This is a genomic window from Pseudoalteromonas sp. T1lg65 (genome assembly GCF_051930985.1).
Lineage (GTDB): Bacteria > Pseudomonadota > Gammaproteobacteria > Enterobacterales > Alteromonadaceae > Pseudoalteromonas.
Genome location: NZ_CP196837.1, coordinates 2872769 through 2888077 on the forward strand (window position 1 = coordinate 2872769; position 15309 = coordinate 2888077).

Below are 15309 nucleotides of genomic sequence, written 5' to 3' on the forward strand. Positions count from 1 at the left end.
CTCTGATCATGTCAACTAAATCATGATAAAGCTTGCGATGAAAAAACAAAGTGTCGCAAGCGCTCCCCCCACTAATGCATAAGGCAACTGTGTTTTTACATGGGTCAGTAAATCACATCCCGATGCCAATGCTGAAACCGCACTAGTGTCTGAAATCGGCGAGCAGTGATCACCAAATATTCCACCACTTAGAATTGCTCCTACTACTAAAGCAGGTGGTAAACCTAGAGCTTGAATCAAGGGGACGCCGATAGGTATCAAAATAGCGAAGGTGCCCCAGGAAGTTCCGGTGGTAAATGACATGATAGCACCAGTAATAAACAACACCGGAACGATCAAGTAAATGGGCAAATAGTCTCCAACCAAAGAAGCAACAAATACCCCAGTCCCTAGCTCTTTTAAACTTGCACCCAGCGTCAATGACAGCAACACAATCGTGACCAAAGGCAATAACTCTCCCATACCTTTAAAGCCAACATCAACTAATTCGTGATGACTGAATCGTTTGCCAAACAATAACAAACCGTAGGCGACGGCAGACGCTAATACAGTGGCATACAGAACGGATTTGGAGCCACTGCCACTGGCTAAATCTCCGCCTCCGGTATAAAACATAAAACCAATCATGCTTAGAACAAGCGTCAACAACGGCACTAACATGTAACGGGCTTTACTCGCCTCAGGGCCGCTCTCTAGTTCAATCTGCTGATGTTCTAGCTTTTCTTCTGCGGTTTTCATTGGGCCATGCACCTTGTCAAAAACAATGGTGTACAACACGATAACTAAAGCAATTATGGCGTAAAAATTAAATGCGACACTGCCCCAAAGAATACTCACAGCAGATTGTTCGAGTTCATAATTACTGAGTAACCCCAACACATACGCGCCCCAACCATTGAGCAATATAAGAATACAAACTGGCGCACTGGTACTGTCAATAATATATGCCAGTCGCGCACGGCTCATTTTAAACTTATCAAATAAACCTCTTGCGACGATACCCGAGGTCAGCACACTCATATTAGATTCAATGAATACAGCGGTACCAGTAAACATCGTAAGTAGGCCCACTTGCTTTTTACTCTTTGCCACTCCTTTGTTTAGCAGCATATTCACCGTTGCGGCAACGCCACCAGACTCTCGTATATAAGCTAGCAACGCACCTATGACAATACTAAAGATAAGAATTCTGCTATTGCCTGCAGAAGTAGACACATCTATTACTCTTTCAATACTGCCAAAAAAAGCGCCACCGATGAGAGTCTCACCCTGATGCAGAGCAAGTAATAGCTCAGATGAAATCAACGCGAGTAGTAACGCGAGAATAACTTCCCTTCTCCAAAAAACCACCAATATGGCGATTAAGGGAGGAAGAATCGAATACCAAACCATACGTTTAAGTCTTTTATTATTTTTTAAAGCAGGTAGCTTAATCTAACAAAACCGGTAGGCCAAGTCATTGCGTTCACTGTAACTGCATCTTGCCATACAAACTCACTGGTACAATGAGTACAAAAAACGCAATTATCTGCTGTTTGACTCTATCGCATCTTAACCTTTGAACCTATAATGGGTTCAATATAATGAGTCAGAGTTCGCTAACGCATGTCTACATTTGTAAAAATAAAAGCTTTACGTCCTTCTCTGTCTAACAGTGAAGCAAAACTAGCCGACTTTACCCTAATGTTTGGGGAAAAAATTCGAGGGCTTTCTTCAATCGAGCTTGCTAAAGAAGCTGGCGTTAGTCAATCTAGCGTCGTTAAATTTGCACAAAAGCTAGGTTATAAGGGATTTCCCGCGTTTAAAATTGCTGTTGTTGACGCTTTAAATGAGCGCACAGAGCAACATATCGAAGCAAACGAATTGATCACATCGAGTGACTCGCTTGAGTCAATCGCTGATAAGTTGCAAATTAAGCAACAGAATGTGATAGCTGAAACCAGAAAACTAAATACCGCGAAGCAATTTGAAAACGCGTTGCAACTTATTAAAGGAGCAAAAAAGGTTATTGTTTGCGCTATTGGTAGTACCTTTACTATGGCTCAAGACTTAACTTGGAAGCTGCAAAAATTAGGTATTCCAGCTATCGCTCAGGTCGATGAGATCAGTGCGTCAAGTTATATTGCCACCATGGGCAAAGACGATTTGATCATTGTCATTAGTAATACTGGCAGTAGTAAAAGTTTGATAACTCTCGTCAATCAAGCAATCGATAATGGTTCGAAGTGTCTTGCTATTAGTCGCTATGGCAATAGTGAACTGATTAATCTCGCCGATTCAAACTTGTTTAGCATTGATGAAGAGCAGCCTTTCAAGCACTCTGGGATCTTAACCAGATGCTCACAAAGTTATTTGATAGACGTGTTATATATTGCCTTGACTCACTCCAATTTGCATTGGCAAAAGCGTGCTGAAAAAGCGAATAAAAATATGCAGGCTTTAAGATAAACTTCTTATCTTGCATAAATTAAATAAGGTCGGCGCTGACGTTTAAACTGCTCTAAAGCAGGCTGCCAGCGCTGACGAATTTGTTGCTCCGTTAATCCCGATTCAATCCATTTTCTCAGCAAATCGGTACCTGCCAGTTTATCCATAAAACTAGCACGACTAAACAATTCCTTTTTGTGTTTGGCGAATTCTTGCTGTGTCTCTATTAACCATGACAAATTCAGCCCCTTGATGTTTATTCTTCTGAGATCCGTACCAAAGACTCGTAGACCGTTCAACTTAGGATTAGAAGCCGCGCCAATAATAGGTCGCGGAGTAAACTCAAAACTTCCTAACGTGGGATCGATATAACCGAATACTTGGAAAGGCCACTCAGTCCCTCGCCCCACCGAAACTGGTGTAGCTTCGAAAAAGCACAGCGATGGATATAAATAAATAGACGTTTGATTCGGTAAGTTTGGACTTGGTGCAGTAGGTAAAATATATTCTTTGGAAACATCATAATCTTTAACTGGAAATACCCTTAGTCCGACTGTGTTATCTGTTCCTAACCAGCCTTCACCTACTATCATCTGTGCCAGTTCACCGACCGTCATGCCGTGTAAAACAGGAATTGGATGCATACCGACAAAAGAGCGAAACTTTGGCTCAAGCACAGGCCCATCAATAAAGTTGATATTTGGGTTCGGCCTGTCAAACACCCAAAACTCAATGCCAGCTTCGGATGCAGCTTCCATCGCCAGATGCATCGTGCTTATATAAGTATAAAATCGCACTCCTACATCCTGAATATCAAAAATCAGAATGTCTAAATCGGCTAAGTCCTCAAGTTTGGGCTTTTTATTACTACCATACAGGGATGTTATACGAGTTCCTGTTTTCGGATCTTTGCCATCTGCCACTTTAGCACCAGCATCGTGATTGCCACGAAATCCATGCTCTGGCGCGAAAACTCGTTTCACCTCTGTTTTTTGTTTAATCAAATAATCCAGCAAATGTTCCTGCCCTACAGTGGAACTGTGATTCACGATCAAACCGACTTTTTTATCTTTCAGCAACGGCATATATAATTCGCTGCGCTCGGCTCCTACCGTCAAAGCTGCGAGCGTACATGGGAAAAGTAAACATATAAAAAAAACTAACGCATGATGAATAGACAACATTGACTACAAAACCATAAAGTATAAATAAACAGGTATATATACATCATTGTGTTCCGAACACATCAGATTAGCAAGTGAATAGGCTATTCACCTATCGTTGATGATGATTTCTAAAATAAAAACATATCCGATAGTGCCTTTACTCTTATTATTGAAAACACTGATACAAAAACAAAAAATATTGACTTCAAAAGCAAAATATGAAAATTTAAAACACAGTCGAATTTAGGAATTACAATAATCAAAATAAACTAAGGAAAAGAAATGAAATTATCGATAAAGAAAAAAACTTTAAAATCTTTGCAGGACAGCAACACTTTATCCCCAAAAATGACTCCCTATATTGCAGGGGGAGATTACTCTGTTGGTGCTGATTGTCATACTTGTGGTTGTCACCTATCTGGTAAGGGGCCTGGTCAAATGTGTCATATCAAACCAGAACCTTCACAACATAGTGACTGTCTAATACCTTAAAAAGCTGTACGCGCATTCAAGCTATTACTTAATATTATCTAGATAGCTTCGGTAAACACTATCAAAATGGATAATTAATTGGAATAACATGTGCTCTTGTTTTTCTAATTACATTATCCAACTTTCAACCCAGCATTTTAAAAAAATTAAATCCATATTTAAAAAATCTTTTTAATCAATAACTCCATAAGCTTATTCTAGCAATTGAGCTTTGAACAATTTGGTTCCCCCGATTTCATTTACAGCACTTCAAGCACAAAAATCTACTTAACTACCGGTTATTGATTACCTTCCTTCAACAGCTAGAGCAACACCGATTCACATAAATATCCAATCAACTAGAGAAATTAAATCTTCTGACAGCGAACTTGCCCAATAATGCTATTTTATCCACACCCTTCGTTGCTTTCACTTGTAATATTCAGCTATTACAACATAAGAACGGCTTGGTATTTAGTATAATTCTATCATCGACATTAAAAAAAATGAGTTCTTACGTAATTACCTTATCAAAACTCTTCTCCTCAACTGAGGTTAAATGGCAAAATTTTTTGCAATCCCTATTTTAACGATAGTAAGAGATGATAGCGGTGTTAGCAACTCACTTTTCTCGACTCAAAGTTGATCAACCAATTAATAGGACTGGTATAAAGTTGTCTAAGCAGATCTTGACTGAAAAAATAAAATATGTAACTTTGAATATCACCCTAGTTGGTGACTTATAAATATAACGATAATCTAAGGAAGAAAAATGAAATTATCTTTGAAGAAAAGTGCTTTAAAATCCCTGCAAGCAAACAGCATCCTATCCCCAAAAATGACACCTAATGTTGCTGGTGGTTGGCAATCTATATATGTAAACTGTGGTACAAATGGCTGCAAGACACTTTCTAGCCCCGAACTGGGTCAGATATGTCCTATCAATCCAAATCCTTCAGGACCAAACGGTGGGTGTTAAACCTTCCAAGAATTGATTGGTAGGCTAAAGACAAGTTGTTAACTGACTTTAGCTAAGCCACTTATATCAAATGGATAAATGACTGGAACCAGCTTAATCGCATACCTCAACCTTCTTTATCCATTTTTCATTTGTTCAAGGCCCCAATAAAGTAATTTTTTAGCCCATTTAAGTTTATATTCAAAACTCCTTAACGCTAAGTATACTTAATAGTCCCCTAATATAGCGACTAACTTTCAACTAGCAGATCATTTTACTATTTCATTTACTCTAAACCCCACTAACCTCAGTCGCTATTGCGACCCCATGTACCATATTTCAGGCATAAAAAAAGCCGACAGTTTGTCGGGGATTGATTTTCTAAATTTAACCTCTTGGTCAGAGTACCGGATGCAGGACGTACTTTGTAAGAGTGAACCTCCGACCGTAGTCTAAACATCACATTCTATATTTAACCTCTTGAATAAAGTGGCGGACGCAGGACGTATATTGTGGAGTGTGAATCTCCGACCGCCTGGTACTATTGCAACCCCATGCACCATATTTCAGGCACAAAAAAACCGACAGTTTGTCGGGTATTGATTATCTATATTTAACCACTTGAAGAAAGTGGCGAACGCAGGACGTATGTTGTGGAGAGTGAATCACCGACCGTAGTCTAAACATCTAAATCTATATTTAACCACTTGAAGAAAGTGGCGGACGCAGGACGTATATTGTGGAGTGTGAATCTCCGACCGCCTGGTACTATTGCAACCCCATGCACCAGATTTCAGGCATAAAAAAGCCGACAGTTTGTCGGGTATTGAATATCTATATTTAACCACATTAAGAAGTGGCGAACGCAGGACGTATGTTGTGGAGAGTGAATCACCGACCGTCTGGTGCCATTACGACTCCAAGTACCATATTTCAGGCACAAAAAAACCGACAGTTTGTCGGGTATTGATTATCTATATTTAACCACTTGAATGAAGTGGCAGATGCTGGACGTACTTTGTAAGAGCGAACCTCCGACCGACTGGTACTATTACGACTCCATGTACCAGATTTCAGGCATAAAAAAACCGACAGTTTGTCGGATATTGATTTTCTATATTTAACCACTTGAATGAAGTGGCGGACGCAGGAGGATTCGAACCTCCGACCGCCTGGTTCGTAGCCAGGTACTCTATCCAGCTGAGCTATGCGTCCGTTATTTTGTTTCTCTCTATTTAACCACCTGAGAAAAGTGCCGGATGCAGGACGTGTTTTGTAAGAGTGAACCTCCGACCGCAGCCTAACATCACATTCTATATTTAACCACTTGAAGAAAGTGGCGGATGCAGGACGTGTTTTGTAAGAGTGAACCTCCGACCGCAGCCTAAACATCACATTCTATATTTAACCACTTGAAGAAAGTGGCGGACGCAGGAGGATTCGAACCTCCGACCGCCTGGTTCGTAGCCAGGTACTCTATCCAGCTGAGCTATGCGTCCGTTATTTTGTTTCTCTCTATTTAACCACCTGAGAAAAGTGCCGGATGCAGGACGTACTTTGTAAGAGTGAACCTCCGACCGCAGCCTAAACATCACGCTCTATATTTAACCACTTGAGAAAGTGGCGGATGCAGGACGTACTTTGTAAGAGTGAACCTCCGACCGCAGCCTAAACATCACATTCTATATTTAACCACTTGAGAAAGTGGCGGACGCAGGAGGATTCGAACCTCCGACCGCCTGGTTCGTAGCCAGGTACTCTATCCAGCTGAGCTATGCGTCCGTATTGAATTTTGAGTTTTCCAACTTATCTATATTTAACCACTTGAATAAAGTGCCGGATGCAGGACGTACTTTGTAAGAGTGAACCTCCGACCGTAGCCTAAACATCACATTCTATATTTAACCACTTGAATAAAGTGCCGGATGCAGGACGTACTTTGTAAGAGTGAACCTCCGACCGCAGTCTAAACATCACGCTCTATATTTAACCACTTGAATAAAGTGCCGGATGCAGGACGTACTTTGTAAGAGTGAACCTCCGACCGCAGTCTAAACATCACGCTCTATATTTAACCACTTGAATAAAGTGCCGGATGCAGGACGTACTTTGTAAGAGTGAACCTCCGACCGCAGTCTAAACATCACGCTCTATATTTAACCACTTGAAAAAGTGGCGGACGCAGGAGGATTCGAACCTCCGACCGCCTGGTTCGTAGCCAGGTACTCTATCCAGCTGAGCTATGCGTCCGTTACAAGACAACCATAAAATGGCGGAGAGGGAGGGATTCGAACCCTCGATAGGGCTACAAACCCTATACTCCCTTAGCAGGGGAGCGCCTTCGGCCACTCGGCCACCTCTCCGTCTTGTGGGGCGTATAATATAGGCTATAAAAAATATGTCAAATACTTTTCTTGTAAATACCCACTAAATGGTGATAGATTGTTCAGTCTGCTTAGTAACTCAGCAGCCGATTGGTTTTTAAACGTTTTTTCCGCATCTTCGTACCAATATTCGATCCTTAATAAATACTTTCACAACCGACATTAAGCACTTTTCAGCGCCTATGCTGTGTTTTTTCCGTTGTTGTTTTTACCACTCATCTGACATAAAAAAAGCGCCACATAGGGCGCCTTTTTAGAGCTAACACTCTATTTATTCCGCTTGGCCTTCTGGGCGCATATGCGGGAATAAAATAACGTCTTTAATCGTCGGTGAATCAGTAAACAACATCACCAAACGGTCAATACCGATACCTTCACCAGCTGTTGGTGGTAAACCGTGCTCAAGCGCGCGGATATAGTCAGCATCAAAATGCATCGCTTCATCATCACCGGCATCTTTTTCTTCTACCTGACGGTTGAACCGTGCAGCTTGGTCTTCTGCGTCATTAAGCTCAGAGAAACCATTTGCCAATTCTCGGCCACCAACAAAGAACTCAAAGCGGTCAGTGATGAATGGGTTTTCATCATTACGACGCGCTAAAGGTGACACTTCCCATGGGTATTCGGTGATAAATGTTGGTTGAATTAGCTTATGCTCTGCCACTTCTTCGAATATTTCACATAAGAATTTACCCGGTCCCCAAACACAGTTTTCAGGGATCTTAACGTGTACTTTCTTCGCATATGCTTTTAACGCTTCAAAGTGGTTCTCAGGATCTTTGAAGATTTCGGCTTGCTGCTGTGCATCTGGGCCATACTCAAGAATCGCATCTGCCATAGATAAACGCTGGAATGGACTACCAAAGTCATACTCGATTGTTTCAACAACTTCGCCTTCCGCATTCTTAACCGTATTAACAACAGTTGTAGTACCTAAAACGTCTTGCGCGACGGTACGAAGCATGTCTTCGGTCAAGTTCATCAGGTCGTTGTAATCCGCATACGCTTGGTAGAATTCAATCATGGTGAATTCAGGGTTATGACGCGTCGATAGGCCTTCGTTACGGAAGTTACGGTTGATTTCGAACACTCGCTCAAAACCACCCACAACTAAACGCTTCAAGTAAAGCTCTGGCGCAATACGTAAGTACATGTCGATATCAAGGGCATTATGATGGGTAACGAATGGACGTGCGGTTGCACCACCAGGAATTACCTGAAGCATTGGCGTTTCAACTTCCATAAAGTCACGTTCAGCAAGGAAACGGCGAATACCCTCAATCACTTTTGAACGAATACGGAATGTCTCACGAGTTTCCATGTTAGTGATCAAGTCAACATAACGTTGACGATATTTCGCTTCTTGATCTGTCAGTCCGTGGAACTTCTCTGGTAACGGGCGCAGTGATTTAGTCAGTAGTTCATACTCAACCATATCAACGTAAAGGTCACCCTTACCTGATTTGTGTAGTGGACCTTTCACACCAATAATGTCACCAATGTCCAGTTGACCGTACTTTTCTTTAAGTGCTTTTTGCGTGTCTTTTGAAGCATAAGCTTGAATGCGACCTTTCATATCTTGCAACACTAAGAAAGGACCACGTTTCGCAAGAAGACGACCAGCCACTGATACTTGGTGATCTAGCTCTACCAGCTCTTCTTTCGATTTATCACCAAACTTAGCTTGTAGATCGGCTGTGTAATCTTCACGGCGGAATGTGTTCGGGTGGCCATTTGCAGCGCAATTCTCACGAATCGCATCAAGCTTGCCACGACGCTCAGCAATAAGTTTATTTTCGTCTTGATTGTGATCTGTCATTATTTAGCTCTTAGTTTAGCTTGTGGATTAAAGGCCTGATTTCAGGCTTGCTTCGATAAATTTGTCTAAATCACCGTCTAACACGGCTTGGGTATTGCGGTTTTCAATACCAGTACGTAAATCTTTGATACGAGAATCATCAAGTACGTACGAACGGATCTGACTTCCCCAACCGATGTCTGATTTAGCATCTTCTTGGGCTTGCTTTTCCGCGTTTTGTTTCTGTAACTCAAGCTCGAATAGCTTTGCTTTGAGCTGCTTCATCGCTTGGTCTTTGTTCTTGTGCTGCGAACGGTCGTTTTGACACTGTACTACCGTATTCGTCGGTAAGTGCGTAATACGTACCGCTGATTCAGTACGGTTAACGTGCTGACCACCAGCCCCCGACGCACGATACACGTCGATACGTAAATCGGCTGGATTAATATCGATTTCAATGTTGTCGTCTATTTCTGGATAAACGAATATTGAAGCAAATGAAGTGTGGCGGCGACCACCTGAATCAAACGGACTCTTACGGACCAAACGATGTACGCCTGTTTCCGTACGCAGCCATCCATACGCATATTCACCAGTGACTTTAACTGTTGCACCTTTAATACCGGCAACATCCCCATCGGTTGCTTCAACGATTTCGGCTTTAAAGCCTTTTGCTTCTGCCCAGCGTAAATACATACGCAACAGCATGTTACACCAGTCTTGTGCTTCTGTACCGCCTGACCCTGCTTGTAAGTCAATATAAGCATCATTCGCATCTTGCTCACCTGAGAACATGCGACGGAATTCTAACTTTTCTAATTGAGCAACTAAGCCTGCAACTTCTTGCTCGGCTTCTGTAAAGGTCTCTTCGTCTTCAGCTTCAACCGCTAATTCGACTAAACCTTCAGCATCTTCAGCACCTGAAACCAAGTTATCAATGGTCTCAACTATTACTTCAAGGTTAGATTTTTCTTTGCCCAAAGCTTGGGCTCTTTCCGGCTCATTCCATACAGCAGGATCTTCTAATTCGGCATTAACTTCTTCTAAACGCTCTTGCTTCAGAGCGTAGTCAAAGATACCCCCTAAGAAGCTCTGTACGTTCGCGAATTTCCTTGATTTGGTTAATCACAGGATTCACTTCAAACATTTACACTTACTCCAGAACTAAATTTGTGGGATTGTGAATTCACAAAACGGTTTGGGCACCCGAGGTACCCTAAATTTAAGCGGCCAATAGTACCAAAATTAGCGCTCGCTTCGCATCCCTTGCAGCAAATATTTTGCAAGTTTTTTTATGGCCGATGGTTTACCCTTTTTCAGGTTGAATTTCTCGCACAATTAACTGCAACGAATACTTACCGCGAAACTCATTAATATCAAGTTGATAAGCCACCATTGCATGCTGACAACTTGCGTTTGGCCACGCTCTTACGTCAATGTTAAACGCAATGGCATCGACCAGTTGACCACTCGGGTGCTTCAACACTAATTTTAAATGTTTTTCACCAACCAATCGCTGTTGCACCAGCTCAAACAGTCCTTGAAATACGGGTTCGTTAAATTGCTGACCCCAAGGTCCTGCTTGTTGTAGTGCATAGGCAAAATCAAGATTGAAGCAATTTTGCGGTAATTCTCCATCGGTCAACAAAATACTTTGCTTAGCTTCTTCTGTTAAGATTTGACCCACATAGTGCTCAAATTTACGCTTAAAAACGGCAAAGTCTTGTTCCAATATAGTGAGTCCAGCTGCCATTGCATGGCCGCCAAACTTGGCGATCAAATTTGGGTGTTGCGTATTGATGTGCTCTAGTAGGTCTCTCATATGCACCCCTTCAATAGAACGACATGAGCCCTTGATTTCACCGTTGTCACCTTGCGCAAAAATAACACAAGGACGATGATATTTTTCCTTCAGCCGTCCCGCAAGGATACCGATAACACCTTGATGCCAATCATCTTGATATAAACATAGTGCATCTGGCACTTCCTGCGTTTTCAACACTAATTTTTCTAGTACCGCTTGTGCTTCTTGCTGCATGCCTTGTTCTATTTCACGGCGCTCTTGATTTAAACTGTCAAGTTCACCCGCCATTCGTCGCGCTTGATTAATATCGTTACAGAGTAAGCAAGCTATTCCCAAGCTCATATCATCTAAACGACCAGCAGCGTTAAGTCTTGGCGCTAATGCGAAACCAAAATCGGTGGCACTAAGTCTGGTGGCATTACGATTGGATACTTCAATTAATGCTTGAATACCAGGTCGAGTTTGACCACTTCTGATCCGTGCGATCCCTTGATATACCAAAGTCCGGTTGTTCGCATCCAGCGGCACAACATCAGCCACTGTACCCAACGCAACAATATCCAGTAATGAAGCTAAATTCGGCGGCGGGAGCTGAGTTTGTTCAAACAGTCGTCTTTCGCGCATATGGTGGCGCAGAGCTATCAATAGGTAAAAGGCTACACCGACACCCGCAATTGCTTTAGAAGGAAACTCACAATCATGTCTGTTGGGATTTACGATAGCATCTGCTGGCGGCAATTGCTCACCTTGCAGATGGTGATCAGTAACAATAACTTTGATCCCCGCGCGTTTGACGATTTCTATCCCAGTGATACAAGAAATACCGTTATCAACCGTGATCACCAAGTCAGGCCGCAAGGTCACAATCTGTTCGGCAAGTGCAGGACTTAAACCATAACCTAGGCTAAACCTATCTGGCACAAGGTAATCAACAGACTGAAAGCCAAACATCGGCAAACCTTGCATCAATAACGCAGTACTGGTAGCGCCGTCTGCATCAAAGTCTCCTACAATCAAAATTTTGGCTTGTTCGGTCAGCGCTTGGATAAGCAAATCACTGGCAACATCAATGTCTTTAAACAAAGAGAAATCGTGTAACGTCGCAGCACGATTATCTAATTCATCAGCAAATTTCACGCCGCGAGCCGCGTAAAGCTGTTTAATGACTGGATGTAACGTGTTTGGAAGATGAGAATCATCAACCCAAGGTCTAGCTTTTATTTCTGTGTGCATGATATCTCGAAGCAAACAAAAAAGGCCCTAAGGCCTTTTATTATATTTTGTATTCGACACTAGTATATCGGAAATAGTTGTCGAAACACATGACGCGCTATCTATTTTGGCGATTAGCCAAGGCTTACAATTGCTCGTCTTTTTTGCTATTTAGAATTTTAGCAATCGCTTCAGCGGGCTGGTAACCTGGGATTATACTCCCGTCTTCCATGATAATGGCAGGGGTTCCTGAAATACCAAAGCTCTGACCAAGCTGATAATGTTCAGCAACTGGCGCGCTGCAGTTTTCGACTTTTTTGACTTCACCGCCAGCTTTCGCATCGGTAAGTGCTTTAGCTGCATCTGCTGCACACCAAACGTTCATCAGATCTTCATAGCCAGAGCCTTGCAATCCACCACGAGGGAAAGCTAAATATTTAACTGTTATCCCAGCAGATAGGTAATCTTCCAACTCGCGGTGTAACTTACGACAATAACCACATGTAATATCAGTGAATACGGTGATTTGATGTTTTTCGTTTTCCGCTTTGTAAACGATCATCGAATCTTGATATTCTTCAATGCCCTTTTTACGGACACCACTTAACGCATCTTCTGTGATGTTCTTACGATTGATTAAGTCAATCATCGTACCTTGTAGTAAATACTTACCGTCAGCGCTTGCATATAAAACGCCTTTATCGGTGATCACCGTTTTCAAATCTGCAATTGGGCTATCTTTGATCTCAATCACATTGACACCCAAGGTTGAAAAGCTTTCTGTAATTGGATCAATTTTTTGTACTAAATTCTCTACAGGTTGCTCTTGCTCTGCAAATACACCGAAAGACAGCGCTAAAGAAGCTGCTACTAATAATTTTTTCATGTTCGTCTCTTTTAATCGTTACCATTGCTATTCTACTAGGACCGGAATAAGCAAATTAAATTCCCAATTATTTTAAGCTCTTGGGTGATGTTGTTGGTGAAGGCTTTTCAAGCGCTCACTAGCAACATGGGTATAAATTTGGGTTGTCGACAAATCGCTATGCCCTAACATCATTTGAACCACCCTTAAGTCAGCCCCATGATTGAGCAAATGTGTTGCAAACGCATGGCGTAAGGTATGTGGCGATAACGGCGACTTAACGTTTGCCAAAATAGCATAGTGTTTAATACGATGCCAAAAAGTTTGTCGCGTCATCCCAATGCCACGTTTAGATGGAAAAACGAAATCGGTAGCATGCTTCACAAGTAAGCTCCGACCCTTCTTTAGAAATTGTTCAATCCAGTGCAATGCTTCTTCACCCATCGGCACTAAACGTTCTTTGCCCCCTTTACCCCGCACTAATACAACAGCTTGGCGCAAATTAATTTGTTCCATCCTCAATCCGACTAGTTCAGAAACTCGCAAACCCGTAGCATATAAAAGCTCTAACATGGCTTTATCACGAAGACCTAAAGGATCGTCACAATCAGGTGCGCTGAGCAAGTCTTCGACTTCTTGTTCTGACAACGTCTTTGGCAATGACTGCGTTGTTTTAGGTTGTGCAATAGTTGCAAGTGGCGTTTGCTCGATCTGCTTTTCTCTAACCCAATAAAGATAAAATCGTTTCAGCGCACTGATAGCACGAGCATTACTTTTCGACTTAAGCCCTTTATCAACCCGATAAGCCAGATATTGTTCAATATCTTGACTGGTCACTTCCAGTATCTGTTTTGCATCACCTTGCTCTGTAATAAAGTGCTCAAACTTTTCCAAATCACTTCGATAAGCCGCGATGGTATTTTCACTTAGCCCTTGCTCTAAAAACAAAGCATCTAAAAACGCTTCTATATACTGTGTATTTTCCATTGGTTCCTTGAGCGAATACGGTGATCACAGGTGCCATAGCAACCATACTCATTGGTATTCTTGGTGTCATGATGTAGACTTGCCGCCATGATAACAGCCAACGCGGAAGTGATAAATACAATGCAGATTGGATTATTCTACGGCTCAACGACTTGCTATACCGAAATGGCAGCGGAAAAGATCCAGCAAATTATCGGCGAAGATACTGTCACGCTTTTCAATATAAAAGACGAACCTCTTAGCAAAGCTGAACAATTTGATTTCATCATTTTTGGGATCTCAACTTGGGACTTCGGAGAGTTGCAAGAGGATTGGGAATCGCATTGGGACGATATTGATTCAGTTAATCTTAGCGGTAAAACGATTGCGCTTTTTGGCATGGGTGATCAGCAAGGTTACGGTCAGTGGTTTCAAGATGCCTTAGGTATGTTACATGACAAAATTGCGCCACAAAGCGTGACTTTTTTGGGGTACTGGCCAAATACAGCAGACTATGAGTTCGAGGCATCCAAAGCGCTAACCGAAGACAAGCGCCATTTTGTGGGTCTAGCGCTAGATGAAGACAGCCAATACGACAAAAGCGACGAGCGCATCGCGACATGGATAGAACAGATCATGACGGAGTACAGTGAGCAACTGTAACTACTTAGTTTTTACTCGGCTGGCTGCTCATAAGGCCAGCTTTCTGTTCTGATCCACCGAGCCATATGTGGAAACCCTCGCTTTTCACAGCTCATTTGCCACACTCGAAGTAACGGTGAACCAAACCCTTCACCGTTACTAAAAGCTTCTATATAGCTTTGACTAGCACCTCTGTAACCATGTTCGTGAAAAATCACATCAAGTGGTAATCCAATTTCCCTTATCGCTGCAACAGACCAGGCAATTGCCGCCATTTCTTCGCCTTGCATAATTTGCTTACTACGCCCCTGCTTAAGACCTTCTCTATATACATCACCATACACTTTGCCCCTGAATTTAGGGTCCATAACGGCGTAATGTCCTGCTTCGTGAAGAATGTCTCCGGGATATTTGAGTAAATTAAGGTCGATTAACAAATGCGACTTTCCCAACTTTACTCCGGGTAAAAAGGTGGGCTCTAAAACTTGGACGGTTTTAAATGGAAGTTCGATTTGCTGCAAAAATTCGAGAATATTAGCGATGCTATTATCCATACCTTTTCCTACCATTACCCAGAAATGTAACTGCCTCAACTTGTTCGAGTGACATTGGTGAT

At 42.2% G+C, this 15309-nt stretch carries 12 protein-coding genes and 5 tRNA genes; 4 read left to right on the forward strand and 13 right to left on the reverse strand.

The window, feature by feature from the left end; genetic code table 11:
* Positions 1-15: 15 nt before the first annotated feature.
* Positions 16-1392 (reverse strand): Na+/H+ antiporter NhaC family protein, encoded by a 1377-nt coding sequence (locus tag ACSLBF_RS12620; RefSeq protein ID WP_440053736.1) that lies wholly within the window; start codon positions 1390-1392, stop codon positions 16-18.
* Positions 1393-1605: 213 nt separating this feature from the next.
* Between ACSLBF_RS12620 and ACSLBF_RS12625 the strand changes: the two genes are divergently transcribed.
* Positions 1606-2448, forward strand: a complete 843-nt coding sequence (locus ACSLBF_RS12625; RefSeq protein WP_440053737.1) for a MurR/RpiR family transcriptional regulator — start codon at positions 1606-1608, stop codon at positions 2446-2448.
* Positions 2449-2453: 5 nt separating this feature from the next.
* Here ACSLBF_RS12625 and ACSLBF_RS12630 read toward each other — a convergent pair whose 3' ends face one another.
* Positions 2454-3611, reverse strand: coding sequence for an exo-beta-N-acetylmuramidase NamZ family protein (locus tag ACSLBF_RS12630; RefSeq protein WP_440053738.1), 1158 nt, complete (start codon positions 3609-3611; stop codon positions 2454-2456).
* 264 nt (positions 3612-3875) lie between these two features.
* Here ACSLBF_RS12630 and ACSLBF_RS12635 point away from each other — a divergent pair, with 264 nt between their 5' ends.
* Complete coding sequence (locus ACSLBF_RS12635; protein ID WP_440053739.1) at positions 3876-4085, forward strand: hypothetical protein; 210 nt, start codon at positions 3876-3878, stop codon at positions 4083-4085.
* A 751-nt stretch (positions 4086-4836) separates the two neighbouring features.
* Complete coding sequence (locus ACSLBF_RS12640; RefSeq protein WP_440053740.1) at positions 4837-5043, forward strand: hypothetical protein; 207 nt, start codon at positions 4837-4839, stop codon at positions 5041-5043.
* A gap of 1117 nt (positions 5044-6160) precedes the next feature.
* Here the strand turns inward: ACSLBF_RS12640 and ACSLBF_RS12645 are convergent.
* From ACSLBF_RS12645 to xerD, 10 genes are all read right to left on the reverse strand, one after another.
* Positions 6161-6237, reverse strand: a tRNA-Arg gene (locus tag ACSLBF_RS12645).
* A gap of 207 nt (positions 6238-6444) precedes the next feature.
* A tRNA-Arg gene (locus ACSLBF_RS12650) sits at positions 6445-6521 on the reverse strand.
* 206 nt (positions 6522-6727) lie between these two features.
* Positions 6728-6804 (reverse strand) — tRNA-Arg (locus ACSLBF_RS12655).
* Between the two features lie 391 nt (positions 6805-7195).
* Positions 7196-7272, reverse strand: a tRNA-Arg gene (locus tag ACSLBF_RS12660).
* Between the two features lie 20 nt (positions 7273-7292).
* A tRNA-Ser gene (locus tag ACSLBF_RS12665) sits at positions 7293-7385 on the reverse strand.
* A gap of 292 nt (positions 7386-7677) precedes the next feature.
* A complete protein-coding gene (lysS, locus tag ACSLBF_RS12670; RefSeq protein WP_440053741.1) occupies positions 7678-9225 on the reverse strand; it encodes a lysine--tRNA ligase in 1548 nt (515 codons plus the stop codon).
* Positions 9226-9252: 27 nt separating this feature from the next.
* Positions 9253-10351 (reverse strand): peptide chain release factor 2 gene (gene prfB, locus ACSLBF_RS12675; RefSeq protein WP_440053742.1). Its coding sequence is split into 2 segments (ribosomal slippage): positions 9253-10275 and positions 10277-10351, totalling 1098 coding nucleotides; the frame shifts between segments, so codons are not numbered across the junction.
* A 159-nt stretch (positions 10352-10510) separates the two neighbouring features.
* Positions 10511-12241, reverse strand: a complete 1731-nt coding sequence (gene recJ, locus ACSLBF_RS12680; protein ID WP_440053743.1) for a single-stranded-DNA-specific exonuclease RecJ — start codon at positions 12239-12241, stop codon at positions 10511-10513.
* A gap of 124 nt (positions 12242-12365) precedes the next feature.
* On the reverse strand, positions 12366-13106 hold the full coding sequence (gene dsbC, locus ACSLBF_RS12685; protein WP_440053744.1) for a bifunctional protein-disulfide isomerase/oxidoreductase DsbC: 741 nt from the start codon (positions 13104-13106) through the stop codon (positions 12366-12368).
* Positions 13107-13178: 72 nt separating this feature from the next.
* Positions 13179-14072 (reverse strand): site-specific tyrosine recombinase XerD, encoded by an 894-nt coding sequence (gene xerD / locus ACSLBF_RS12690; RefSeq protein WP_440053745.1) that lies wholly within the window; start codon positions 14070-14072, stop codon positions 13179-13181.
* A gap of 120 nt (positions 14073-14192) precedes the next feature.
* Here xerD and fldB point away from each other — a divergent pair, with 120 nt between their 5' ends.
* Positions 14193-14714 (forward strand): flavodoxin FldB, encoded by a 522-nt coding sequence (gene fldB / locus ACSLBF_RS12695; RefSeq protein ID WP_440056230.1) that lies wholly within the window; start codon positions 14193-14195, stop codon positions 14712-14714.
* 11 nt (positions 14715-14725) lie between these two features.
* Here the strand turns inward: fldB and ACSLBF_RS12700 are convergent, their stop codons facing one another.
* A complete protein-coding gene (locus tag ACSLBF_RS12700) occupies positions 14726-15247 on the reverse strand; it encodes a hypothetical protein (protein WP_440053746.1) in 522 nt (173 codons plus the stop codon).
* Positions 15248-15309: the final 62 nt, after the last annotated feature.

Bases quoted from the DNA above. Each gene is read 5' to 3' on its own strand.
- ACSLBF_RS12620 (WP_440053736.1), bottom strand. From the start codon at position 1,392: ATGGTTTGGTATTCGATTCTTCCTCCCTTAATCGCCATATTGGTGGTT.
- ACSLBF_RS12625 (WP_440053737.1), top strand. From the start codon at position 1,606: ATGTCTACATTTGTAAAAATAAAAGCTTTACGTCCTTCTCTGTCTAAC.
- ACSLBF_RS12630 (WP_440053738.1), bottom strand. From the start codon at position 3,611: ATGTTGTCTATTCATCATGCGTTAGTTTTTTTTATATGTTTACTTTTC.
- ACSLBF_RS12635 (WP_440053739.1), top strand. From the start codon at position 3,876: ATGAAATTATCGATAAAGAAAAAAACTTTAAAATCTTTGCAGGACAGC.
- ACSLBF_RS12640 (WP_440053740.1), top strand. From the start codon at position 4,837: ATGAAATTATCTTTGAAGAAAAGTGCTTTAAAATCCCTGCAAGCAAAC.
- lysS (WP_440053741.1), bottom strand. From the start codon at position 9,225: ATGACAGATCACAATCAAGACGAAAATAAACTTATTGCTGAGCGTCGT.
- recJ (WP_440053743.1), bottom strand. From the start codon at position 12,241: ATGCACACAGAAATAAAAGCTAGACCTTGGGTTGATGATTCTCATCTT.
- dsbC (WP_440053744.1), bottom strand. From the start codon at position 13,106: ATGAAAAAATTATTAGTAGCAGCTTCTTTAGCGCTGTCTTTCGGTGTA.
- xerD (WP_440053745.1), bottom strand. From the start codon at position 14,072: ATGGAAAATACACAGTATATAGAAGCGTTTTTAGATGCTTTGTTTTTA.
- fldB (WP_440056230.1), top strand. From the start codon at position 14,193: ATGCAGATTGGATTATTCTACGGCTCAACGACTTGCTATACCGAAATG.
- ACSLBF_RS12700 (WP_440053746.1), bottom strand. From the start codon at position 15,247: ATGGATAATAGCATCGCTAATATTCTCGAATTTTTGCAGCAAATCGAA.